Source organism: Paenalicyclobacillus ferrooxydans (assembly GCF_001399675.1).
Taxonomy (GTDB): domain Bacteria; phylum Bacillota; class Bacilli; order Alicyclobacillales; family Alicyclobacillaceae; genus Alicyclobacillus_B; species Alicyclobacillus_B ferrooxydans.
Genome location: NZ_LJCO01000015.1, coordinates 1 through 23,909 on the forward strand (window position 1 = coordinate 1; position 23,909 = coordinate 23,909).

27 protein-coding genes, 2 pseudogenes and 1 riboswitch are annotated in these 23,909 nt (G+C 48.7%); of the genes and pseudogenes, 20 read left to right on the forward strand and 9 right to left on the reverse strand.

The window, feature by feature from the left end; translation table 11 throughout:
* Positions 1-287: 287 nt before the first annotated feature.
* Entirely contained in the window at positions 288-1,022 is a 735-nt protein-coding gene (locus tag AN477_RS04050; RefSeq protein ID WP_054967902.1) for an ankyrin repeat domain-containing protein, read from the reverse strand.
* A gap of 217 nt (positions 1,023-1,239) precedes the next feature.
* On the opposite strand from AN477_RS04050, the gene AN477_RS04055 reads away from it, so the two are divergent.
* From AN477_RS04055 to mtnK, 3 genes are all read left to right on the forward strand, one after another.
* A complete protein-coding gene (locus AN477_RS04055; RefSeq protein WP_083485936.1) occupies positions 1,240-1,656 on the forward strand; it encodes a DUF6789 family protein in 417 nt (138 codons plus the stop codon).
* Between the two features lie 244 nt (positions 1,657-1,900).
* Positions 1,901-3,370 (forward strand): APC family permease, encoded by a 1,470-nt coding sequence (locus AN477_RS04060; protein WP_054967903.1) that lies wholly within the window; start codon positions 1,901-1,903, stop codon positions 3,368-3,370.
* An 8-nt stretch (positions 3,371-3,378) separates the two neighbouring features.
* A complete protein-coding gene (gene mtnK, locus AN477_RS04065; protein ID WP_054967904.1) occupies positions 3,379-4,587 on the forward strand; it encodes an S-methyl-5-thioribose kinase in 1,209 nt (402 codons plus the stop codon).
* Here mtnK and AN477_RS04070 read toward each other — a convergent pair.
* Together AN477_RS04070 and AN477_RS04075 are read right to left on the reverse strand one after the other, a co-directional pair.
* Positions 4,582-5,226 (reverse strand): TIGR04282 family arsenosugar biosynthesis glycosyltransferase, encoded by a 645-nt coding sequence (locus tag AN477_RS04070; RefSeq protein WP_054967905.1) that lies wholly within the window; start codon positions 5,224-5,226, stop codon positions 4,582-4,584. The genes mtnK and AN477_RS04070 overlap by 6 nt on opposite strands.
* Complete coding sequence (locus tag AN477_RS04075) at positions 5,223-5,921, reverse strand: TIGR04283 family arsenosugar biosynthesis glycosyltransferase (protein WP_054967906.1); 699 nt, start codon at positions 5,919-5,921, stop codon at positions 5,223-5,225. The genes AN477_RS04070 and AN477_RS04075 overlap by 4 nt, the downstream gene beginning before the upstream one ends.
* A 172-nt stretch (positions 5,922-6,093) precedes the next feature.
* Here AN477_RS04075 and AN477_RS04080 point away from each other — a divergent pair, with 172 nt between their 5' ends.
* A complete protein-coding gene (locus tag AN477_RS04080) occupies positions 6,094-6,678 on the forward strand; it encodes a CDP-alcohol phosphatidyltransferase family protein (RefSeq protein ID WP_054967924.1) in 585 nt (194 codons plus the stop codon).
* A gap of 55 nt (positions 6,679-6,733) precedes the next feature.
* Here the strand turns inward: AN477_RS04080 and ytxJ are convergent, their stop codons facing one another.
* Complete coding sequence (gene ytxJ, locus AN477_RS04085; RefSeq protein ID WP_054967907.1) at positions 6,734-7,075, reverse strand: bacillithiol system redox-active protein YtxJ; 342 nt, start codon at positions 7,073-7,075, stop codon at positions 6,734-6,736.
* 204 nt (positions 7,076-7,279) lie between these two features.
* Between ytxJ and AN477_RS25810 the strand changes: the two are divergent.
* From AN477_RS25810 to AN477_RS04095, 3 genes and pseudogenes are all read left to right on the forward strand, one after another.
* A pseudogene (locus AN477_RS25810) lies at positions 7,280-7,381 on the forward strand (thioredoxin domain-containing protein); the annotation flags it as partial.
* Positions 7,382-7,502: 121 nt separating this feature from the next.
* A complete protein-coding gene (locus AN477_RS04090; RefSeq protein ID WP_054967908.1) occupies positions 7,503-7,802 on the forward strand; it encodes an iron-sulfur cluster assembly accessory protein in 300 nt (99 codons plus the stop codon).
* A gap of 122 nt (positions 7,803-7,924) precedes the next feature.
* Positions 7,925-8,434 carry a hypothetical protein gene (locus tag AN477_RS04095; RefSeq protein ID WP_054967909.1) on the forward strand — a complete coding sequence of 170 codons (510 nt, stop codon included), beginning with the start codon at positions 7,925-7,927 and terminating at the stop codon, positions 8,432-8,434.
* Here the strand turns inward: AN477_RS04095 and AN477_RS04100 are convergent.
* The 4 genes and pseudogenes from AN477_RS04100 to AN477_RS04110 all read right to left on the reverse strand — a co-directional run bounded on the left by AN477_RS04100 (position 8,418) and on the right by AN477_RS04110 (position 10,778).
* Entirely contained in the window at positions 8,418-9,113 is a 696-nt protein-coding gene (locus tag AN477_RS04100) for a Crp/Fnr family transcriptional regulator (RefSeq protein ID WP_054967910.1), read from the reverse strand. The two genes, AN477_RS04095 and AN477_RS04100, sit on opposite strands and share 17 nt — an antisense overlap.
* Positions 9,114-9,138: 25 nt before the next feature.
* The gene (locus tag AN477_RS04105; RefSeq protein ID WP_054967911.1) at positions 9,139-9,390 is read right to left on the reverse strand and encodes a glutaredoxin family protein; all 252 of its coding nucleotides are present in this window, start codon (positions 9,388-9,390) and stop codon (positions 9,139-9,141) included.
* Positions 9,391-9,770: 380 nt separating this feature from the next.
* Positions 9,771-10,158, reverse strand: a pseudogene (locus AN477_RS23640) (YmaF family protein).
* Positions 10,159-10,463: 305 nt separating this feature from the next.
* On the reverse strand, positions 10,464-10,778 hold the full coding sequence (locus AN477_RS04110; RefSeq protein WP_157061807.1) for an LSm family protein: 315 nt from the start codon (positions 10,776-10,778) through the stop codon (positions 10,464-10,466).
* A 367-nt stretch (positions 10,779-11,145) separates the two neighbouring features.
* Here AN477_RS04110 and lpdA point away from each other — a divergent pair, with 367 nt between their 5' ends.
* From lpdA to AN477_RS24255, 3 genes are all read left to right on the forward strand, one after another.
* Positions 11,146-12,567, forward strand: a complete 1,422-nt coding sequence (gene lpdA / locus AN477_RS04115) for a dihydrolipoyl dehydrogenase (protein WP_054967913.1) — start codon at positions 11,146-11,148, stop codon at positions 12,565-12,567.
* Positions 12,568-12,577: 10 nt separating this feature from the next.
* Positions 12,578-13,150 carry a signal peptidase II gene (locus AN477_RS04120; RefSeq protein WP_054967914.1) on the forward strand — a complete coding sequence of 191 codons (573 nt, stop codon included), beginning with the start codon at positions 12,578-12,580 and terminating at the stop codon, positions 13,148-13,150.
* A gap of 917 nt (positions 13,151-14,067) precedes the next feature.
* Positions 14,068-14,229, forward strand: a complete 162-nt coding sequence (locus AN477_RS24255; RefSeq protein WP_157061808.1) for a hypothetical protein — start codon at positions 14,068-14,070, stop codon at positions 14,227-14,229.
* Between the two features lie 472 nt (positions 14,230-14,701).
* On the opposite strand, the gene AN477_RS04125 is transcribed toward AN477_RS24255, so the two are convergent.
* Positions 14,702-15,133 (reverse strand): transposase, encoded by a 432-nt coding sequence (locus AN477_RS04125; RefSeq protein WP_054967915.1) that lies wholly within the window; start codon positions 15,131-15,133, stop codon positions 14,702-14,704.
* A gap of 777 nt (positions 15,134-15,910) precedes the next feature.
* Between AN477_RS04125 and AN477_RS04130 the strand changes: the two genes are divergently transcribed.
* The 10 genes from AN477_RS04130 (at position 15,911) to AN477_RS04175 (ending at position 23,338) form a co-directional block, all read left to right on the forward strand.
* Positions 15,911-17,305 (forward strand): SulP family inorganic anion transporter, encoded by a 1,395-nt coding sequence (locus tag AN477_RS04130; RefSeq protein WP_342668539.1) that lies wholly within the window; start codon positions 15,911-15,913, stop codon positions 17,303-17,305.
* A gap of 190 nt (positions 17,306-17,495) precedes the next feature.
* Positions 17,496-18,455, forward strand: a complete 960-nt coding sequence (trxB, locus tag AN477_RS04135) for a thioredoxin-disulfide reductase (protein WP_054967916.1) — start codon at positions 17,496-17,498, stop codon at positions 18,453-18,455.
* A gap of 89 nt (positions 18,456-18,544) precedes the next feature.
* Positions 18,545-18,823, forward strand: coding sequence for a carboxymuconolactone decarboxylase family protein (locus AN477_RS04140; protein ID WP_054967917.1), 279 nt, complete (start codon positions 18,545-18,547; stop codon positions 18,821-18,823).
* 15 nt (positions 18,824-18,838) lie between these two features.
* Complete coding sequence (gene arsD / locus AN477_RS04145) at positions 18,839-19,135, forward strand: arsenite efflux transporter metallochaperone ArsD (RefSeq protein ID WP_054967918.1); 297 nt, start codon at positions 18,839-18,841, stop codon at positions 19,133-19,135.
* A gap of 4 nt (positions 19,136-19,139) precedes the next feature.
* Complete coding sequence (locus AN477_RS04150; protein ID WP_054967919.1) at positions 19,140-20,015, forward strand: ArsA family ATPase; 876 nt, start codon at positions 19,140-19,142, stop codon at positions 20,013-20,015.
* Positions 19,999-20,928 carry an ArsA family ATPase gene (locus AN477_RS04155; protein ID WP_054967920.1) on the forward strand — a complete coding sequence of 310 codons (930 nt, stop codon included), beginning with the start codon at positions 19,999-20,001 and terminating at the stop codon, positions 20,926-20,928. Before AN477_RS04150 ends, AN477_RS04155 begins: the two co-directional genes overlap by 17 nt.
* Before the next feature lie 15 nt (positions 20,929-20,943).
* Positions 20,944-21,288 carry an ArsR/SmtB family transcription factor gene (locus AN477_RS04160; RefSeq protein WP_054967926.1) on the forward strand — a complete coding sequence of 115 codons (345 nt, stop codon included), beginning with the start codon at positions 20,944-20,946 and terminating at the stop codon, positions 21,286-21,288.
* Positions 21,285-22,577 (forward strand): arsenic transporter, encoded by a 1,293-nt coding sequence (locus AN477_RS04165; protein ID WP_054967921.1) that lies wholly within the window; start codon positions 21,285-21,287, stop codon positions 22,575-22,577. Before AN477_RS04160 ends, AN477_RS04165 begins: the two co-directional genes overlap by 4 nt.
* A gap of 29 nt (positions 22,578-22,606) precedes the next feature.
* Positions 22,607-23,029 (forward strand): arsenate reductase (thioredoxin), encoded by a 423-nt coding sequence (gene arsC, locus AN477_RS04170; RefSeq protein WP_054967922.1) that lies wholly within the window; start codon positions 22,607-22,609, stop codon positions 23,027-23,029.
* 27 nt (positions 23,030-23,056) lie between these two features.
* Positions 23,057-23,338, forward strand: coding sequence for a hypothetical protein (locus tag AN477_RS04175; RefSeq protein WP_054967923.1), 282 nt, complete (start codon positions 23,057-23,059; stop codon positions 23,336-23,338).
* 218 nt (positions 23,339-23,556) lie between these two features.
* Positions 23,557-23,721: riboswitch (M-box (ykoK) riboswitch) on the forward strand.
* Positions 23,722-23,909: the final 188 nt, after the last annotated feature.

Below are 23,909 nucleotides of genomic sequence, written 5' to 3' on the forward strand. Positions count from 1 at the left end.
TGTGAAGAGCAGAATCCCCAACTTGTGGGACTCCTTGTGAAAGAGACAGGTGAAGCCTAGACGGTTCACAAGCGAGGGCTTAATCAACTCCGGCACGAATCACACATCATCCCATCAACCATGTGGTTATGGTTGGGCAAGCATGGCGAACCTCCGTATGCGGACCCGCATGTACGGTGGTGTGGGGAGACGGGGGCTTCTTAGCCCCCTCTTACCCGATTATGGGCCTATTAGAACGAGAGTGACGTATAAGGTGTTTTTCCACCGGGGTTTTGCCGAATTCCGATCTACTTCGACGACTTGGCACCTTGACTTTTCAGCCAAGTGACCATGGTATCTCTGCGGGTGTCAATACCACCTGCGGCATCTAGAGGCGTCGAGCTCGTGTAGTCAGGAGTTCCATTAATGTCTGCCCCCCTGCTGAGCAGGTACTCGGCTAGTCTACGCTGGCCTCCATGGCACGCTTGCCAAAAAGCTGCATTAATTTCATCCGGGTTAGGTGAAGGATTTGAAGCCATAAGTTCCTCTACGCGAGACATCATCCCTAGAGCTGCTGCATGCCAGAGGACGTCGACACGAGCACCCCGCTGTACCAAAAGTCGAGCCACGTTCCAACATCCATAACCCACCGCATTGTCCAAAGGGGTGCCCCCAGAGATTGATCCACCCAGCACTTCAATGTCGGCTCCACCATCGATTAACGCAGCGGCAACATTCACATCATCACTGCTGGCCGCCCAGTGCAATGGGGTCTCTGAATGCCAACCGCCAATGATGGGTGCGTTTGGGTCAGCTCCGGCATCAATCAGCATCTTCACGATCATAGGTCCGTTTGGAAAGTATCCAGGCCAATCCGTAACAACGTGTAGAGCCGTTCGAGAATTGCCTTGCCTGTCTACGGCCCTGCCTGTAGCTAAGCCAGGGGACTCGTCTAGGAGACGACGCAATGCATCCAAGTTGCCCGTTTTGACCGCATGTACGAACGAAATTGCCAGTGGATCGTCATGTTTGATGAACTCCATGCTATCCGCTCCTTAGAATCTGATCGACATTAGTATATAACAGGTTACTGTCAAAGAACGTTGAAGCGGATGTTCGCACGATGCGTATACAGTCGCTTGATCATTGAATCGAAAGTCACGCTGTCATCATGAAGTTTATTTGTGTGAAGTGGCTTACCGACTGGAACAATTGTTCTCCGTAAGATGAGGGTAAGTCATTCATCTAGGAGGAATTTTCATGGTACGAGTCAAGATTGGCGTAATGTCGAGTCTAATTGCAGGTATCGTGTTCGGAATCATGATGACCATGATGGGCATGATGCCAATGATCGCTGGTCTGGTCGGAAGTCATTCCGTTGTAGTAGGGTGGGTTGTCCATCTCATCGTCAGCGCCATCTTCGGTGTAATATTTGGAACTTTCGTTCGCAATCCAAGGTCCGGGATCATAATGGGGCTGATTTATGGGGCCGTTCTTTGGTTTTTGTTTCCCTTCATCATGATGCCCATGATGATGCATATGCCCGCCATGCATTGGTCTCAATCGGCGATGATGAGCCTAATCGGGCACGTGGTCTACGGTTTGATTCTGGGCATCAGCTACCGGATGATGGGCAAGGCATGTATCCTGCCGAAGAGCGATTCAACGGCGCAATAAACGATGAGGGGGGCCAATGGTCATCGACCATTGGCCCCCTCGGTATTGCTCTTCTGCGTAAGAAAACCGTTTCAACGAACCCAGCGTCTGTAATTTACCTAACAGAACTCGGAATCACGAGGGAATATACTTCGGATTTAGAGTGTCCTATCTATTGAAGTGGTGAATCAACACTGTTCATCCGGCATTTTACGCAGAGTAAATCTGAATACGGATGGCATTCCGCAATCGAAAGGAGAGTCACATGAACAATACAGAGATCTTACGCCCGGACGAGAACACCGCCGCTGCTGCGTATCAAGAACGTGGCACCACGGAGAAGCTTCGTGAAGGGCGCCTGCACTTTTTTCGCACTATCGCCCAGTCGGTAGGCGTGCAAGGTCCAACGGGCGGGGCTGTGATCGGTGCAGCGATTTTGGCTGGTATCTCCGGTGGAGGCACTGCGTTGGTGCAGTTGATTGCCGCTATAGCGATGGGATTTGTAGCTTATGCATTCGTTCTCTTTACGAGAGGCTTCAACAGTGCGGGCTCGGTTTACGGTTTTACCGGTGCAGTAGTTGGCCCTATATTTGGATTTCTTTCGGCATGGTCTTTAATGTTGGTGTATATCAACTTTGCTGGTGGCGTGTATGCAAGCGTCGCCGATGAGGCACAGCCGGCCTTTGCTGCAATCGGACTCCATCTTCCATGGCAGATTTACGCTTTTGTGGCGTTTGTTCTCGTTGTTCTCTTCGCCTATCTCGATATCAAGACTTCATCCACCATTATCCTTGTGCTCGAAGGGGTGTCCATGCTTCTCGTCACGATTGTATGTATTGTCATCCTGGCGAAGGGCGGATATCACGGACACGCATTTAGTTCGGCACCATTCCGACCGAATGGAGCCTCTTTGGCAACCCTTGGACTCGGTATCGTCTACTCCTTTTCAGCTTTTTCAGGTTTTGAATCTGCAGCAACGCTCGGTGAAGAATCGGCACGACCACGCAAGATGATTCCGATGGCTGTAGCGGTATCACTTATTGTTGTCGCCATCTTTGAAATTGGCGTTGCTTATGTAGTCACCAATGCCTTCCCGAACACAAAACTCCTAGCTGCCTCGCCGGTGCCGCTTGTGTCGGTAACCAACCAATTCGTTGCGCCATGGGTTGGAACACTTGTGAACTTTGGAGCAGTCGTCAGTTCCTTCGGTGCGGCTCTCGCCTGTGTAAACGGGGGCACTAGAATGCTGTTTGCGCTGGGGAGAGATGGCATCGGTCCAAAGATGCTGAAGAGAGTGAGTAAGCGTACGGGATCTCCAGTTGGGGCCCTCGTAGTCGTCTCCATTGTGAGTCTGGCATTCCTTGTCGGTTTCTTGCATGATAAGGCAACTGATGCAGTCGGAATCATCCTCACCTATGGAGCGGACTTGATACTGGCGGCCTACGCTCTCGTTCTCATTGCTGCTGTGATCTATACCGTAAAACGCCGAATGTCACCTATCAAGACGCTCGTTCTGGTGATTGGCCTCGCCTTTCTCGTTTACGTGGTAAAAGATACTTTCATCCCATTTCCTGCGGCGCCGTATAACTGGGATGCGTACGGTGCATTGGCAACGCTGGTGATTGGTCTTGCGATTCCGCTCTTATCACGCAGAATCCGAAACAACTTGCGTAGATCACCTCTGCTGAAGGTCGGTGCTATGCAATTGTTAAAACGGGAATCACAACGGAGTTGAGTGTTCAAATGCATCGTCTTACGCCACTTTCAACTGATGAGGTCCTCGAATATGTTCAAGCGATACCCGGTCTCGTGCCGTCTGAAGTACGTCTGTCGGTTCGGGAAATTGGCGATGGAAACATGAACTATGTGTTTCGAGTGACGGGGCAGGGCAACTCTAAAATCACACGTATCATCGTGAAACAGGCCCTACCTTACATGCGATCCGTTGGCGCAGCTTGGCCGCTGACAGCGGATCGCATCCGGGTAGAATATGAAACTTTGAAAACCCACCACCAGCTATGTCCAGGTTCTGTCCCGAGAGTCCTCCATTATGATGATGAGCTTTCGTTGATTGTAATGGAGGATCTTTCGTCCCACATCGTATTGCGTGACGGTCTTATCTCCGGCAAACGCTTTCCGTCATTCGCTTCACAGATTGGTGTGTTTCTCGCCAGAACATTGTTTTTTACATCGAGTTACGCCCTTAACGCAACCGAATTGGAATTCAACCGCATCAAGTTCGCAAATCCTGACATGGTGAAGATCACGTCAGACTTCATCTTCACGTTTCCGTTTATGAATCATGAGATGAATCGGTATAACCCAGTGCTAGATTTAACGGTTCAACGCGTCTGGAACAACGGAAGACTTCACGACGAAATTGCAGGATTGAAGAGGGCATTCAACCATGATGCCCAAGCGCTGATTCACGGCGACTTACACACTGGAAGTATCATGGTCACTGGTCAGGACACCAAAGTGATCGATCCAGAGTTCGCATTTTATGGACCGATGGGATTTGATATTGGACTGCTGTTTGCGAATTTGCTATTGGCCTTTTGTGCATATTCAACTCGGCGGGATGCCGCAGACAGTAAGGTGTATCAAGCGTATCTGCTCCGGACTATTGAGTTGACGTGGCTACAATTCGAGGCAGAGTTTCAAAGGCTCTGGAATGAGTTTGCATCGCAAAACTTGGGTCTCTGTGAAGATGTGCTGATCCGCGTGTTGCAGGATTCGCTTGGATTTGCAGGCTGCGAGATGATTCGCCGAGTCATCGGAACCTCACATGTCACTGATTTAGAGAGAGTCGAAGACCCAGGGCAAAGAACGAATGGGGAGGCTATTGCACTCCATTTGGGGCAGCATCTGATTTTGTGGCGAAGTACCTTTCGAAACATCCTGGATTTCATCGAAACCGTAAGAGATTGCAAGAAACGTGATGACTCATAAACAATGTTGTTGTAGCCATCGGGATGTATTTGGAATAGGAATAGCAAATTCGGCTGATGTATAGTACACAAGGTCGTACCATTCATCCATGTCTCTGTGTACTGGCAATTGATTGTGCCGTAGCGAGGCTGAATCAAGCGTTTGGACGGTTTGTCGAAGAACTTTGTCAGTGCTCCAGTCGACGCCACAAAAAATCTCAGGTATCCGTCGGCACATCCCAATCAAGTAATACCCGCCGTCCGCTGCTGGTCCAATAACACAATCACACGTGTCCAAATGTCGTATCGCATCCATCAACATTCCCGATGTCATGAGTGGCATGTCACTGCCAATCAATATCACCTTGCCGTAGCCTTGCGAAAAGAGCTGGTCGGTAAGGTCCTTCATTTTCTCTCCTAGGTCATTTCCGCACTGAACCAATAACCGGCAGGTAAAACGCTGAAAATAGTTGAGACTTTCGAATGTAGGAGCAGCAACCCACAAATCGTATTCGTTTTCGGGCAGAATATTGCCAAAAATGTCCTCAATGAGTGCGGTCTGCAAGCCGTTCGCTTGTTGCTGCGTGAGTTTGCCCGTCAATCGAGTTTTGCAACAGTCAACGATTGGTGACTTCGAAAGCATGACAACGGCGGTGTTCATCTGGTTCTCATCCTTCCACGGGGATTCGAGTATTTACGCAGTATGTCCTCCGGGTCAACCCCAAGGAAATACTGTAGTTTCAGGGTCTGCATACGAGTAATGGTTCGCCACGTTCCATTTTCGATAAACCGACGAGCTGATGTCGTTGATATAGCGGGGAGTAAGACCAGCTTGCCTCGCTTCTTTAACAGACGTGAGATTTCGAGGTCTTCCATGATGGGAAGGTCCGGGAATCCGCCAATGGACTCAAAGTCACTGCGACGAACAAACATTGACTGATCACCAAAGATCCAGTGCAGATACCAAGCTCGGAAGTTCGATAGCTTCGCAATTAAACGCAGAGACCAGGAGTCCTCAGCGAAACGTAGCGTCAGTCCTCCGCCGACTACTTCTCCGGTTCGCAACACTTCCTGAATATAGATCAATGCTGTCTTGTCTATATACGAATCTGCATGGATAAACCACAGGATCTCACCTGAACACACTGAAGCGCCAGCGTTCATTTGGTGCGCACGGCCTCTTTCGCTCACGATAACACGTGCATATTGCTTTGCGATCTCGGCAGTGTTGTCCGAGCTACCGCCATCAACGACGATGATTTCGCATGCCGGAAACGAACTTCTCAGGTGGAATAACGACGCTGCTATCGTGTGTGCTTCATTCAATACAGGAACAATAAGGGAGATCGATGGCATGAATATCCCTCGTTTTTCTTAAAAGTGTCTCTTTAAGATTCAAGGTTAGCCGATGTTTCCGGGTTCATCGGTGAACTGGCTTACACAGTGAGGTGTTTTACAGAATTGAATGTTGTTTTGCCGTACAGTAGAAATAATCATTGTGACGGGATTCTGGAAGGATGACGGCAACATGTTGGATACACACGCACGAAAATATGTTCAACCCGTAATTCGTCGTACTGCACGAGAGTTCTTGAAACTTGGGCTAAGCGCCAATCAGGTGACATGGATCGCTTTTGTACTCGGGATCGCATCTGCCATCGTAGTTTATTTGGGATTTCCGGTCGTGGCGGTTGCTACATTATGGGTGTCAGGTTTTCTCGATGCCGTTGACGGTTCCATGGCGAGGGAACAAAATCGCATGAGTCCGTGGGGCACTGTTATGGATGTGACCTTTGATCGCATCGTAGAATTGGGGATTATCATCGCCCTTGCCATTCGGTTTCCACGCGCACAGCTTCTGTTGCTCCTTTTAACGGCTGGAATCGTCTTCTCGATGACCGTGTTTTTGACCGTTGGAGCACTGTCAGAAAAAAAAGGTATGAAGTCGTTCTATTATCAGGCAGGACTCGCCGAGCGAACCGAAGGGTTCATCTTGTTCTCAGTGATGGTATTGTTTCCACATTGGCTGTTGTGGAGCACGGGACTGTTCTTATTTGTTGAGGTATTTACAGGTCTTCAACGAATGCTCGAAGCGAGGCGGGTGCTCAAGTAAGACGTTGGACGGCGCAGCAATACGGCCATGCGGAACAATCCACTTGGCCGTATTGTCAATGCAGCACCTCACGAATATTGTCCTGCGTAACTTTCCAGTGGGACGTATCCCAGACTGCTTTTTTGCCACGGATCAGAATTACTTGAGGGGATTTGTGGTCTACGTGCAAATCGTTTGCGATTTGACTGGAAACTGGCCGTGATTCAATGACTTTGACCATCACGTACTCCGTATTGTTGTCGGGATTTCCATTCAGGTAAGACTGAAACTCTTTCAATGCCTTTGCGCTAATTGGGCAAGTTGTGCTGTGTTTGAAAACTAGAACCGATTTATCTACAGAAGTATCAAGCAACTCTTGCCAGTCATCAAGGGTCGTGATTTCTTTCCACTGTGCCATCTGTAAAGTGCACTCCTCTCCGAATCGCTGTCCGACTCTATATACAATGTAACTCCAAAAGCGTTCCTCAGTCTGTATTCCGCTTCACATACAAATTGAGCTGCGGGCACTACAATCGACAGAGTAAGACACGAAGGCACATAGATGAGGTGAATGACGTGACAAACGTAAGGGACCTAAACATAAGCTGTTTGACGATACAGCGAGGAAGGGAAGGTCCTAGTTGATTTTTGGGCATCCTGGTGTGGGCCATGCCGTATCCAGATGTCTATGTCCCAGGCGAGAATATGGGCATCAACCGATTGAGAGGTATCTTCGTGATGCAAGGGCGGGGTCGATCATGTCCCCGACCACGGAATTGTTGAAAGAGTGGATAGGGAAATCCGTAGCAGGTTTGTCACCATTTTAAGGACAGGAGATGAGGTTCATGAACTGTAAGGTCAGTGCGAGTGCAGCCAAGAAACTCAGTGAAATTCTAGATCAGGAAGATGACAAAAACCTCAAATTTCGTGTGTTTGTCGGGCATACGCATGGAAATCACGCTCATTATGGCCTTGGTTTGGACTATCAGAAAGATACCGATGAATTGATTACGACTGATACCGGAATTGACGTTCTGCTTGAGAAGGGACAAGGCTTTCTAGACGGAGTGGAAGTGGACTACGATGCTTCGACGGACGAGTGGAGCATTATCAATCCTGTAAAAGGGAACCACGGGGATCACTGAGTAGAACGAGAGTCTTCTCAGAGGAAAGAGATCTGAGTCACATGGGCCCGGGACACAAGTATAAAGGAGTCACAGGCCCTCGTTGTATGTGGAACCTACACAAAAGGGGTGACGAAATTTAGATGAAGCGGTTCCTGCGTAACCTCGTTCTTTTAGCTGGCGTGTCATTTGTCTTGCAATACATGTGGGAAGCTTGGCAGTCACCGATATTTTACGGGGGTCCGTCAGGGAAGCATGTTACGCCCCCAGCGCATCAGGGACCAGGCGTAGAAATCCTGATCCTTGCTACGATTGGCGACGTATTGATGAGTGTGGGTCTGTATGTGTTACTGTCACTTGTAAACCGAGATGCGAACTGGATCGCTAAGAAGTACGGTGCAAAAGATTGGACGATCATGGTGCTGTACGCATTGTTTTTTAGTTTTTATTTTGAAACAAGAGGATTGTCAACCCACCGATGGGGCTATTCTAGTTTGATGCCATTGTTTCCAGGAACAAATATTGGACTTGTACCCGTGGCCCAGCTTTTGATTCTGTTTCCTCTTTCCTTTGTGTTGAACAGGTTTATCATCAAGTTATTGGACAAAAGTTACTCTAGCAATTTGGGTGGGAGAATCAACGTTCCTCGATGATTTCTCCGGCCTTCCTCAAATCAACCGCTATCTCCTTTCGCCCCGTGGTAACAATGCCTTCCTTAGCTAACTGTGAAAGCGTCACAGAAACGGATTCTCGAGTGGCTCCAATCATGTTCGCCAGTTCTTGGTGGGATAGGTTTAGATCGAGCTTCGTATATGGACTCTTCTCACCGTCACTTGGCTGACCAAAGCTTTTAGCCAGTTTCGAAAGCAGATAAAGCAGTCTATAACGAACATCACGAAAAGCCAAGTTTTCGAGCATTTCCTCGGACTCACGAATTCTTTGTGTTAAAATGGAGACCATTTTCAGGGCTACCTGGGGCCGTTTCATGAGTAATCCTTCGAAATCCTTTTTTCCGAGTATGCAAACGAGGGCATCGTCCATCGCTTCGACATAGGCAGAGCCTGAACCCGTTGAAAATGTCTCAGTCTCACCGAAGATATTGCCTTTCCCCAATAACCCGATGGTGAGTTGTTTGCCGTCCTCATTGACCTTGAACAAACGCACCCGCCCTTGCTTCAGAAAGTAAAGACTGACGTTCTCGGTATCCGGGGTGATGATGAGTGTTCCCTTCGGGACTCTGCTCATCGGTGCCATGGCGTCGATCATCTGCAAATCCTCCATCGGCAATTCTTCTAAAAGGTTGATCTGCGAGAGATACCATACTTTATTCACTTTGATTTCCTCCTCCAATGGCGGATCATGAAAGCCGGGCTCGACCCAGCACCTGTTCAACTTCCTCTTCGTCAAAGCCCACGAATTTTTTTCCGTCTATCATGATGACAGGCGTTGCAAAACATCCATGTTCTCGGAATTCATTTAGTGCATCGGGATCGTTCACAATGTCTTTTATCTGAATTGGAATGTCATTTTCGTGAAAGTAGGAAATCGCACGTTCGCCTCCTGGGCAACCTTTATGCGTATAAAGAACAATGCTTTTTTTGGAATCCACATTGGCACCTCCATTCGAGCTTTTATGGATAGTAAATGTTGTAGCGCAACTTTAATGTAGCACGATATTCATGAAACAATCCGTGAAGCGGATTACAGATTCACTGTGAGTGTATTCCGCAGTTTCTTTTTGCAGAAAAACGCGGCGTTCATTTATACATCTTTACTGCGTACCTCATTCATTCATTTATTGGTGATTTGCCTATGTAAGTAATGAGCAGATTAGCGAAGCAACGGCTGCGTCTAATTACCGTCGTAATGGGTGACCTAAAGTAGAATGAGCCTACCCAAAACTGGGTAACATTATGAGAGCCGCCTGCTCACCCGACGGCTCTTTTCGTAGTTTATCCATCGCCATAGTATTTTGGACATGGCGGCAGATTAATCGGTGCCTGTACGACCACTGTAATTGTGACGGTGGGGAGTCCGACCGTTTATAGTCGTTACCCCTTCAAAAAAGTGGTAATGTCCACCCCCGGCAGCAGGAATTGCAGGTCCGGTCCGGCCACTAATCAGATGCTCATGTCCGTCGTTGAGGCTCGTAACAGTAGAATATACATGGGTATGCGGAACGCCAGTTGGAGCAGGGGACGTGACACCGGCATAGTAGTGACCGATGACCGACATCTTGTGAAGTGATGCCAGAGAAGCCATGGGTATGAAGTACCCTTCCATCCCGGGTCACAAGATATAGTTGATGCGAGTGAGTTTCGGATTGCGATTCGTCCGGTTCATACACGACCCCGTAAACCCGCTGTTCTTCCTCCATTCTGTCTGCCCTTCTACATGAGAAACCCCTTTTAGCGGAGGGGCTTAACATATCTGGTCTTCGCAACTGCCAACGCGTTTCAAAGATACTGTTAATAAACAGGGGTCGTCGTACAAGTTGTGGTAGTTCCATACGGAATTAGAAGCATAAACAAGACAAAAATGATCAGAAACACAACTGCCCACCGGGTGTATCCACCAAAACATCCACCATCGTACATAGTTCTACACCTCCCCTTTTCAACATGCTTTAGCCTACGACCACGCATACCGATGAATAGCGGCGTTTGTCCAATAATCGCCGACTTAACTGCTGTTGGCCCACCACCACCATCCCCAAGGACCAAGCGCGGCAAGTGCAAAGAATGGAAGAAAGAAGAATGGGAAAAACACCTCATGTACGTCTTCAGAACACTCTGGCATGTTCTGCAGAACGTCAGCCATAGGACTTCCGTCGGTGTTGTTAACCAGCCCCGCTCTCCTAGACGCCATTGGCCTCAAGTAGATTCCGTCGTTCGTAACGGAATGTAGGATGCCATCGTGTGTAGCCCCATCCCTCGTTTGGGCCACAACGCGTTGTCCGACAAGCGGTAGACAATGGGCGCGCGTAATCATTGTCAATGTCCCCCCCCTTTACACACAGTGAATGTGTAAGGACGGATACGTGTAACGGACAAGTGTCCAGGGCGAGTGTCGTGCAAAATGTGTGACAACCAACAGTGGTGAAAATCTGAACAAGAGTGCGCTGAGGACTCTTTGCCCTTTAGAAGGAATGGAGCGGTAGACGAATAAGTCGTTAACGGGGGCACTAGCCACACAAGAATGCTTATTGCAAACTGCATAAACATGAAAAACGCGGTACGTCGGAACGCCGCGTTTTTCTGTATTTTTCAACTGCGGAATACAACCGTGAGATGCCTTACAGACGAGGTAGTTGCAATCTTATAGAGTACGTGTATCGAGTTTGATACACGAAGGAGAAATTCACGTGGATAGATATGACTTGACAGTCATCGGTGGGGGTTCTGCTGGTTTAACGATTGCCAGTGGAGCGGCGAGTTTCGGAGCACGCGTGGCCTTAATTGAGAAGGCGGAGATGGGCGGAGACTGTCTGAACTATGGATGTGTTCCAACGAAAGCACTAATTCGCTCCGCAACGGTTGCGGCAACAGTCAGGCAAGCCGAACAGTACGGCGTCAAAACCGGTCGCATAGAGATTGATTTTCCGACCGTTATGAGGCGTATGAGGCATGTCGTAAATACAATCGCAGAGCATGATTCACCCGACCGATTTCGGAGTATGGGCGTTGATGTCCTGTTTGGGAGTGCCGAGTTCCAGAATGCAAATCACATGCGAATCGACGACAAAATGATTTCGTCGAAAAGAATCGTTATTGCAACGGGGTCACGTGCAGCAGTTCCACCAATCCCTGGTCTGTCAGAGACGGGATTCATCACCAATGTTGAAGCCTTGCAGCTTCAGGTGCTTCCTAAATCTTTGGCAATTTTGGGTGGAGGACCGATTGGGCTTGAGTTTGCTCAGGTGTTTGCACGGCTGGGAGTAAGTGTGACGGTTATCGAGATGTTTCCCCAGCTTTTGCCTCGGGAAGATACTGAAGCGGCAAAAATTGTCCAAAGGGCGCTTTTCAATGAGGGCATCCGTTTCATGTTGAACAGTAAGGTCATTCAGGCAAAGACCGGTAAGGATGGTAAGGTTGTCATCGTGGAACGGGATGGGAAGCAGGTTGAAGTGCCATGTGAGGAGATTTTCGTTGCAACAGGTAGGCGACCGAATGTAGAGATTCCGGGTCTTCACAACATCGGCATTGAAGCTGTAAAAGCGGGAATTGTAGTGGACCCGAAACTACGAACGACTGTACCCCACATCTTTGCAGCCGGTGATGTGAAAGGTGGACTACAGTTTACACATGTCGCCGGATATGAAGGCAAGGTCGTAGTCCGAAACGCCCTCTTTCCAGTCAAACAGCGAGTGGATTACCGAGTGGTTCCTTGGACCATCTACACCGACCCCGAGATCGCCCACGTGGGGTTGACCGAGAAAGAGGCAAAGGATCGTCACGGACAAGTTCATGTTTACACTGTGCCGTTTGAAGAGGTTGACCGTGCAGTGATTGACAGTCAGGATAAAGGATTCGTAAAGGTGATTGCAGACAGCAAGGGACAGATTCTTGGAGCGCATGTGGTTGGAGAGCACGCAGGAGAACTGATTCAGGAGCTAGTTTTTGCGATGCACCATGGGCTTCCGATTGGCAAGATTTCCGAGGTGATCCATGCTTATCCGACGAAAGTTGAGGGACTTCGTAGAACCGCAGACGTGTACTGGAAAGAGCGGCTATTTGAGGGTGGAATGGCTTCTGTGTTGAAGACGGTCAGTCGGCTTACTCGTTAAGGGGTGAAGAATGAAAAAGATATCCGTCCTATTCGCATTGCTCGTTGTTGGTGGTGATCGAATTCTAAAATTGTTATCAAACCGATCCATGTTGCACGGGTCATTTGAATTTATTCACTTTGCCCATCTTCATAACTATGGAGCAACAATGGGGATTCTGCGAGGCGACCGTTTCCTGCTCATTACCTTCGCCACTATTGCTTTAGCTGTTTTAGTCTTCGTATGGTTCAAAGCAAAGTCTTCGTCGATTTGGTTTTGGATTGGATGGGCATTACTGACGGGAGGAACAGTGGGAAACCTGTTGGATAGGCTGATCTACGGATACGTGACTGACATGCTTCAGATTCCCGGATATCCAGCCATATTCAACGTCGCGGATATTGGAATTCGATTGGGCGTGATCCTAATGTTGATTGGGTATTGGAGGTTATCAGACATACGATCCGTCAGAAGGAGACCTGGGTTCGAGCGAGGAGTTACGACGGACGTAGTTAATAATAAAAGTTCATCTCAATTGAACCAAAAATCCACAGTTTATCCACAATACAATGTGGATATTCATACCAACGTAGATTTCTTTTGAAAGGGTAGATGAATATCAGAGATGGTACTGAGGTTGTGAGGCCAAGCACATTCGAGTCGGCATCAATCTTAAAACCGTGTTCTTTTTCAATTAGAATAGTCAATTGACGAATACGAGGAGACGGTTGATGACTAAATCACTTGTCTCCTCGTAAATCAGTTGCGCCACATCGTATATGTTGACAGCTGGAATAGTGCTGTAACGGTTCCAAGCGACCAAAACCACATTGACCGCTAGTGGCAGCCATCAAGAATTCTGGATGGGAATGCCAGTGTCCGCGCGAATGGAAGGGATGTGTTTCCGTTTCCAGGCGAAGTATTCCCGGACCTGATTGAACCGGACCAATTGCCAACTGAAGTATCTTGCGGTGAGGTTGTGGTGTCCAACCCAGTTGTTCACAAACCTGATGGCAGCCACGACGGTACTTCTCTATCGGCACACACTGCTCGTGAATGGCACGATGCTACATCACCGGGCGTTTTTCGAGGCTCGTAAAGGTTGGATAAAGAACGAATCGGCGGTTGAGCAAATGTTGGAGGCCTCCATATGATTAAAGAAAGCAGAAAGATACGTACAGAAACAATTGATGTTCTATTGGATGCATAGGTAGATGGCATCGGAGAAGCCACACTCATTGGTAAAGTGGCTTCTCCTTTTGCATAAAACAGGGATTGGGGAAGAACTGAATATCCGCAGCTTATGCACAGCTTATACACAGCATGGTGTGGATAATTCCATCAGCAACAATATTTGGCCCTAATCCGTGTACTCGAACAGAGGCGTTTGAAAGGACTTCTGACATTACAAAACGGATCCCTGATAAATATGGGCAGCATTACACGGTTGCTTTAATCTTAGGATTAAGCGGTCGAACTTTAACGGAAGTAGAACAATCCCGCTTGAAGGAGGAGCTCAAGATGAACGATCTCGTAAAAGAAATTGCGGATGAAAGCCGATTGGAGGCTGTGCGTGATATTGCAAAGAAGCTACTCGCTCTTGGAGACGATGTCGAGAAGGTTGCCAAGGTAACCGGACTGCCACAAGATGACGTAGAGGAAATGCGTAGGAATTTACATTAAAATGATTTTAGCGGCCAAGGCAAATTGCTCTTGGCCGTTTCTTATCGACGCTCATTTTAGCGTGGAAGTCATGTTCAAAGCGACAGGGTTGAGTCGCGATACTATCAAGGAACTGTGGAAACAATTAACACGGATTTCGACGATTAGGTGATTGAGGTCATTGACTACCGCTTGTTTTCAAATATTTGGTGGATTTGTTAGCAAACACGTCGAAATCATGATGCGGAACTAGAACAACGGACACAATTCCCCCCTTCCCAAGCCGGGCTATGAACTCCACTTTTTCCGTTGGAAGAAAAGGCTACGTGGTGGCAGAAGCGTGATGAGCAACGACCGATGCTTTGCATACACGGGAAGTCAAACGCTCCACTGGCGTGCATGACGAACCAGAATCCCGGGTAGATGGAATAGTCTTCGTCTGAGCGGTCCGGAGGTCCACTGCCGCCCCCTGGTTGAAGCGCGACGTTTTTTTTTACAGCAGGAGGAGATTGTATGCCGGTAGCTCTAAACCTTGCAGCGCTTTGTTGGCATCGGAATTTTGGCTACAGAATTGGTCGATGGCGAATCCATATTTGGCTTCCTTGATGTGATTCTCAGCGTGACCACGAAAGTTATACAAGTGCCATCCATCCTCGCCGCTCCAGTCAAACGTTGTGGCAATTGCTTTGTATTCCCAGAGCCAATCTGCACATAGGCGCTCCTCTGGGTTAATGTCTAAGCGACGCAAAATCACGACCCGCCGCGGCTTGTCCCATGATGTTGCCTGATACATGATGGAGGCAACGTCGCAATGTTCCCGGTCACTCTGACTCGGCCGAAGGCGGTTTGATATGGCTTTACGAGAAAGGAATTGACCCATACATTGGAACAGGCCGTCAAGGAACAGGCCGTCAAAAAGCATCATGAAGTGCCTGAGTCATCGAGTGGGAGAGTCCCAATACACTACAACATTAAGCGACACATGACCCGCAAGCTGAAAACCAAGAAGGGTTACACCTTCTATGCAAGGGTGCAAGCTAAGTCAGCGTAGAACCTGTGTATGGTCAAATTAAGAGCGGCTGACGATTCAACCAATTCTCACTACGTGACCTCGAGAAGGTGAAGGGAGAATGGTTGTTGGTTGCTATGTGCTATAACCTGCTGAAGGTATTCAAATACGGTCATGTAAACTGGGAAGCGTGCTGAAATTAAAAACTACACCAGTTAGCCACCTCCCCTCAGAGCTTTCGTAGTACGGGAAGTTACATCTCCTCTGCCGCGCGATTTTTTGTGTGTATTTATTTTTGTTCTCTTGTGTTCTCTGGGCAGCCAGGTAGGTGACCGATAAACAAGCGACAGTTGACGATGGTGCGGTGCAGTCTAGCGCTCGACTGGATGGCGACACTCATGTCTCAAAAAATTTATTCAATTACGGTAACGGAGTTTGCGCTTACAGCCGACATGTTGGGGTTGCCTTATTTTCTTGGGCGTATTAAACTCTCAAATGCTGCTACATTGACGGGTCTACTCTCGGGTGCCGGGAGTTGTTGTTTACATTGCTGTCTCACTGGCCATTGCGGATGCCACTTTTATCTACCGTGACTCTCATGAGACTTGAGAGTCCAAAATATATTAAGCGAGGTGTTTCGTAATTCTGTACAACTTAAAAGAGGAATGGCTGTCAAACGCCCGAAAGGATTTATTGGCGGGCATGGCGGTGGCATTTGCACTAATTCCTGAGGCGATTGCATTTTCCATGATTGCGGGAGTAAACCCCATGATTGGGTTGTATGGAGCTTTCATTATTAGTGTAGTCGTGTCGATATTTGGCGGGCGCGTGGGAATGATATCTGGTGCGACTGGTTCAACGGCTCTGCTCATGGTGTTGTTGGTGAAGAACCATGGAGATCAGTACCTGTTTGCAGCGGGAATCTTGGCCGGTCTGATTCAGCTGTTAATCAGTGTCTTAAAGCTTGGTCGATTTATCTCATTTGTTTCGCATAGTGTGGTAATTGGCTTTGTGAATGCTTTAGCTATTTTGATTTTCTTGGCGCAGGTTCCGCATATCGTTGGGCAAGGTATCCTCGCTTATGTGGTTTGTGGCCTTACGGTCGCTATTGTTTGGGGCTTGCCGTATCTAACTAAGGCGATTCCTTCATCCCTCATCGCGATCGTTGTAATCACGGCTGTCAGCATGCTGTTTAGACTGCATTTACAAACTGTAGGAGACATTGGGCATCTGCAAGCAAAATTACCCGCTTTCCACATTCCGCTTGTTCCGTTTGATTTGCACACACTGTCGCTTATCCTCCCGTATTCGTTACCAATTGCTTTGGTCGGAAGTTTAGAGACACTCATGACGGCGACAGTTGTTGATGACATGACGAACTCGAAGAGTAATAAGGACACCGAAATTCGTGGGCAAGGTATCGCTAATATCGCCACAGGGTTGTTCGGCGCCATGGCTGGTTGTGCAATGATTGGTCAGTCGGTACTAAATATTGGATACGGTGGTCGTAAGCGGTTATCAACGTTTGTATCCGGTGCGTTTCTCATCGTGTTGATTGTCGGATTGCGTCCACTTGTAAGCCAAATCCCGGTTGCCGCACTTGTCGGTGTGATGTTTATGGTGTCGGTTTATACTTTTGAATGGAAATCGCTCCTTAACCTCCACAGGGTACCAGTGGCAGAATCGATTGCTATGATTCTCACTGTAGTAGCAGTTGTTGCTACAAATGATTTGGCCATCGGCGTTTTTGTTGGTGTGATGTTAAATTCCGTTTTCATTGCTTCGAAAATGGCACGTCTGCATGCTGTAACCATGACAAGCTCTAACGGAGTTAAAACCTACGTCATCAAAGGTCAGATGTTTTTTGCCACTATGACACACTTCGTTGACCTGTTTGACATACAGCATGATCCTGATGCAGTAGTCATTGATTTCACACATACGCACGTGTGGGATCACGCGTCGGTGACAGGAATTCAGAAGGTGGTTGAGAAATACGGTGATGTAGGGAAAGCGGTTCGTCTTATTGGTTTCAATGAAGAAAGTGAAGAATTACTCCGTAAATCAGGGCACACCATTCCTGCATAGAACGGCGCAACTGCAATTGAACGACACTGGAGGGATGAAACCATCATCCCTCCTCTTCGCGTTATGGGCGGGTGGAACTTAACTTTCGTACAATAGCCCTCACACCTTTTGGCATGACCCGATATAACTTTCAGTTGCGGAAACAAGTAAATAAGAATATACTTATTTTATGGGGAAGGAGGCGACATTCATGACGATACACAGAGTACTCATTTTGGGAACAGGACCTGCGGGCTACACAGCCGCCATATATACTGGGCGAGCTAATCTAGCCCCGGTTGTCATCGAAGGCAATCAGCCAGGAGGTCAACTCACCCTGACGACCGAAGTCGAAAACTTCCCCGGATTTCCGGAAGGAATATTGGGTCCCGAATTGATGGATAACATGCGCCAACAGGCAGAACATTTCGGTGCAACCTTTGTAAGCGGCTGGGTTACGTCTGTTGACCTATCGCAACGCCCGTTTCGAGTCGTGGTGGATGAATCAAAGGAATATCTCGCTGAGTCTGTCATCATTTCGACGGGTGCATCTGCCAAGATGCTTGGCATTCCCGGAGAGATTGAGATGATGGGCCGTGGCGTATCTGCGTGTGCAACTTGTGATGGGTTCTTCTTTCGAGGGAAAGCCATTCTCGTCGTAGGCGGCGGGGATTCTGCCATGGAGGAAGCGATTTTCTTGACCAAATTTGCTTCTGAAGTGACCATTGTCCATCGTCGCGAGGAACTTCGTGCATCCAAGGTGATGCAGGACCGGGCGCGTCAAAATCCGAAAATCAAGTGGCTCTTGAACGTGACGCCTTTGGAAGTTGCGTCTGACGGCTCAAAGGTGAGTAGGCTTGTGGTTAAGGACAATCAATCGGGCGAAGCTCGAACCATCCCTACAGAAGGTATTTTCGTTGCCATCGGTCATACACCCAATACCGACTTCCTTGTGAAACAGGTGGAGATTGATGACCGTGGATACATTGTCACCAAAGGGCAATCAACCGCTACGAGTGTCGAGGGCGTGTTCGCTTGTGGGGATGTTATGGATGCTCACTATCGACAGGCCATCACGGCGGCCGGAAGTGGTTGCAAAGCTGCCATGGATGTGGAAAAGTTCTTGGAGGAATGCGCCATACATGTTGAGTCGACTGGCGTGACATCATAACGGCAAGTGCGGTGCATCTCTTGAAGAGACGGTTGCTTCCTGGTAATATATAAGAAAATCATTATATTCTACTGAACGGATGTGGGAGAATGGATGATAAAGTGCGTGCGTTGATTGGAATGGGAGCAGCTTTCAGTGTCGGTGCGCTGTCAAACTTTGAAGAACAGGTTAAGGCCGCCAAAGAACATGGTGCCACAGTGGAGGAACTTGGGGAGGTACTGTCCATCGCACGGGCAACAAAACTTTCTGGCTCCATGGAAATGGATTCGCTTGCGGAGGAGAGAATTAAAACCAATTCAAAAACCGAGTTAAAAATTCTATCCACTTCTGACTCTGCATGCGGATGCGGGCCAGAAGGTTGCTGCTAAAAGGGAGGGACACTCATGAATATCGAGTTTTTTGACTCCGAGATGTGCTGTTCCACGGGAGTTTGTGGGCCGTCACCGGATCCAGAACTGATTCGTGTGAATGAGATGATTGAGCAGTTGAAAGCACAGGGCCATACAACGGTGCGTTACATGATGAGCCGTAATCCGATGGCGTTCTCGTCCAATAAGCAAGTGTACCAGGAACTCATTGGGAAAGGTGCCGGCGCATTGCCGATTGTCGTTGCAGATGGCGAGATTGTGGCAAAAGGGTGCTACCCGAGCCTGGATGATTTGATAGCGGAAAAGAGATGACCTCATGACGAAGTTTTTGTTTTTCTCTGGCAAGGGTGGCGTTGGGAAAACATCTCTGTCATCGTCAGCGGCAGTCATGCTTGCACAGCGGGGAGAGAAAACCCTTCTTGTGACGACAGACCCGGCTTCGAATCTGGGAGACGTATTCCACCAGAGCGTAGGTTTGCTTGCGACTCCCGTCGTGGGAGTTGATAACTTGTATATTCAAGAGATCGATCCAGTCGAGTCCCTTCGTTTGTACAAGGAACGGGCACTGGCGCCGCTCAGGGAGTTGTTTCCCGAAGACGTTGTGCGTTCTATTGAGGAGAAAATGAGCGGTCCCTGCACAGAGGAAATAGCGACATTCGACCAGTTCATTGCTTGTATGCATCAACCCGATTACGACTACGTGATATTTGATACGGCCCCGACGGGTCACACGCTTCGCTTGCTTGAGTTACCTGGGAGTTGGAGCGCCCACATCGAGATGAGTGCACAGGGAACAGGACAAACATGTATTGGCGGTGTCGAGGCATTAACCGCATCGAAAAAACAGTATGACCAAGCGGTACAGGCATTGCGAGATGGAAATCGCACACAGTTTGTATTTGTTACTCGCCCGGATCGAATCGCTATTCAAGAAATGATGCGTTCGTCCAAGGAGTTGCAAAAACTCAATATAGACAACCAGATGGCGATAGTGAACGGCGTGATTCCGGAAGAAGATAGGGACCATCCATACGCAGCGAGAAGATGGGCTGTGCAATCCAAGTACCTCGCCCAAGTGCAGGCTGTGTTTACTGGACGCATTGTGGAGATACCTCTTTATCCGGATGACGTTGTTGGTCTCGATAACATTTCGGAAGTCGGGAGGGACTTGGCTCATGTCCTTGCAGTCTAAATCGTTGCCCGAGTCGCTGATTCTTCCCGCCGAAGGAGACCACAAACGTATTTTTCTCGCCGGTAAGGGTGGCGTCGGGAAGACGACCATGGCGTGTGCAACTGCACTCTATACTGCGGATTGTGGATATAAAACATTGTTGGTAACTACGGATCCGGCAGCTCACCTTGCTGATGTACTGGGACAGGAAGTGTCCGCCAGTCCGAAGCAAATATTAAATTCTAAACTGTGGGCAGTGCGGATTGATCCGAAGGTTGCATTTGAGCGTTACAAAGAGCGAATTTTGCTTGGCGTCAAGGAAAGGTTTGGTTCCGAAGAGAGTCTTGCTGTGGTACAGGAAGAACTAGACTCTCCTTGCACGGAAGAAATCGCTGTGTTTCAGGAGTTCCTCGATGACTTACTAAGCGACGACTATGAGGTCCTGGTTTTTGATACAGCCCCCACTGGGCATACCCTGAGGTTGCTTCAGCTTGCGTGGGATTACGAGACGGAGCTCAGCCATAAGTCGTCATTCACAGCCGAGACCTCTGCCTTGGATAACACAGAGCTTTCAAGGATGCGAGAGGCGATTCGTGTCCTTCAAAGTAAACGTGAAACGACCATGGCGTTTGTCACATTAGCCGAATCCACGCCTATTGCAGAGATGGATAGAGCTATTGAGGACCTGGAGAGAGCAGACATCGAAACGCAAGCGATTATTGTGAATCAAATGCTACCTGAGGAAGCTTCCGGAAGTCGATTGTTTGGGCCACGGCGTGAACGACAGCAGGCATATCTGGTGGAACTTGAAAGACGACATGGCAAGCGTTTTGTCACAGAGTGCGAATTGTCGGATGATGACGTTTTAGGTGACGATGCGCTTCGACAAATTGCGGCACAGATTTTTGTGAACCATACCGTTCAGGGGGTGTAGGACAGCGTGTTTTCGATGGACCAGTGGGCGGAGATATACAAAGCACTGGCAGATAAAACGAGACTGCACATTCTTGCGTTGTTGAAGCATGATGAGATGTGTGTCTGTGAGCTGGTGGACGTGCTTGGTATGACTCAGCCTGCCATCTCTCAACATCTCCGGAAACTGAAGCAAGCGGGACTCGTGAAGGAACGGAAGACGGCACAGTGGGTCTATTACGGATTGGAAGGCTCGAATGTCCCGTTTTTCCATGAATGCATTTCTTTGCTGCCGGATGTGTCTGACGAAATTGAGCAGTTACAAGCGAAAGGGCTGCGTGTCTCTTGTGAGATGGGGCCTCGAAGAGGGGGCACCAAATGACGGTTCTTGCATTTTGTATTTTTGTTTTGACTTTGGTGTTTGTGATTTGGCAGCCCAAAGGGCTCTCAATTGGGTGGTCCGCACTCGGGGGAGCGGTTTTGGCGCTTGTCTTTCGAGTCGTCACGTTTCGTGATGTTTGGTCTGTGACCAAAATCGTCTGGGACGCTACACTCGCCTTTGTTGCCATCATTATCATTTCCACTATTTTGGACAAGATTGGCTTTTTTGAGTGGGCTGCCCTTAAGATGGCGCATGCTGCAAAAGGTGATGGACGGAAAGTGTTCCTATATGTCACGCTACTTGGGGCAGTTGTCGCAGCGTTTTTTGCGAATGATGGAGCGGCACTCATTTTGACGCCGATTGTGCTGGAGAAGGTCAAACTTCTCAAGTTTGACATGAAGAAGATGTTGCCGTTTATCATGGCGAGCGGTTTTATCGCAGACACGACATCGTTACCACTGATTGTGAGCAACTTGGTGAATATCGTATCGGCGGACTTTTTTCATGTTGGCTTCTTGACCTACGCCGCCCATATGATTGTGCCAGACTTGTTCTCATTGGCAGCGAGTATTGGCGTTCTGTACTTATTTTTTCGCAAGGATATCCCCAAGGAGTACAATCCCAAGGACTTGGCCAAACCGTCCGATGCGATTGCTCACCAAGGGATGTTTCGGATTTCCTGGATTATCTTGGTCGTGTTGCTCGTCGGTTATATTTTGACAGAACTCTTTCATATCCCGGTGTCCATTGTGGCGGGCCTGATTGCGGTTGTGTTTCTCGTTGCAGGTTCCAGAACCAGAGTGATTCGGCCATGGGGCATCATTCGGGAGGCACCATGGGCCATTGTGGTCTTTTCCATTGGCATGTATGTAGTCGTGTATGGGCTGCGGAATGTGGGCCTGACGAATGTTCTGGGGCGCCTCATTGAAAGTTCTACGCACGGCGGCTTGTACGCTGGCACAGTGGCGACTGGATTTATCGCCGCTATCCTTTCGAGCATTATGAACAACATGCCAACGGTGATGATTGACGCACTGGCCATTCACTCGACAAACGCTACGGGAGTCATGCATGAGGCGCTGGTGTATGCGAATGTTATCGGCAGCGACTTGGGTCCGAAAATCACACCGATTGGTTCACTGGCCACGCTCCTGTGGTTACATGTGCTGGGCAAGAAAGGGATCACGATTTCTTGGGGCAGGTACTTCAAAACGGGGATTGTTCTTACTGTCCCGACCCTCTTCGTGACACTGACGGGTTTGTATTTGTGGCTTTCACTTGTAGGATAAATGCTGATTCTGAAGGGAGCAAGAGTTGAATGACGAAGCCAATTGTATATTTTCTGTGTACCGGAAACTCCTGCCGCAGTCAAATCGCTGAAGGATTAGCCAGACACCTTGGTGCAGACAAGATTGACGTTCATAGCGCAGGCGTGGAGGCGCATGGCCTGAACCCCCGTGCCGTGGCCACCATGAAAGAGGCGGGAATCGATATTTCCCATCACGAATCGAAGTTGATCGATTCTGACTTGTTGAATCGAGCTGACTATGTAATTACATTATGCGGGGATGCCAATGACCGTTGTCCAGTCACGCCTCCTCATGTGAAACGATTGCATTGGGGATTTGAGGACCCTGCGAAGGCAACCGGGACGGAAGATGAGGTTCAGGCAAAGTTCCGTGAAGTTCGGGATGCCATTCGAGATAGGATTCAGGGTTTTTTGAACGAACTGCCACAGTGATGCGGATTTTGAAAGGGGAGAGTTCATTTGCAGATCACCGGGCAAGCCAAGCAGCAGCTAGAGGAGCTGTTCAAACAGAATCACGCCTCGGGGGTTCGGGTTGCGTTTGCGGGGATGGGATGTTGTTCACCGAAGATTGGACTGTCCTTGGATGAACCAGAGGAAGATGATGTCATTGATGTGGTGAATGGGATTCGGGTGGCTATCGAAAATCGGGTTGTCCCCCAGACCGTGCAGGTTACACTAGATTACCAGACCACGCCAACGGAGTCGGGATTTGTGTTGCGAGGATCCAGCAGTTGCTGCTAATCAATAGGTTCGATATGAGCCAGATCTTTGACCATTTTTGTTTTCAAGAAACAGTTTGAGAATGCAGTGTGCAAGTACAGCATTTTGTGTTGACATCGCTTGTATTCTGGAGGGATAATGAGGCGGCGAAAAGTCACGCCAGTGCTCGATGCCTAGCGGGAAATGAGGCAATCGCCGGGGCATGGGTGTGTGACAATGCATACCTTGAATTGAATACAACCAGTCCTCGTTAGGCGAGGCGTCTATGTAAACATAGGCCACTGCCCGGAAACGTCGAAAGACGCCAATGGGTCACCAGGTATTGCCGGATTAAGGCTTTACCTAATGTGGCTGAGTGCAAACTCTACGTTGCATAGTGCTAAAGCTCAACCAGGGGGATGTACGGAGACGCCGTATTTTGCGTGCGTAGTTCCAATCCCCTGAGCGTATGCCAGGGGATTTTCTATGGTGCGCCCGGCATGGGCGATAACTTGGCGGTGCAAGTCCGCTGCGGAGGTTGGCTGTTACCAACCGCTAGCCAAGAGCAAGGGTGCCGACCGTGAGGTGGGATCTGGAGGAAGCTGGAGGCAAA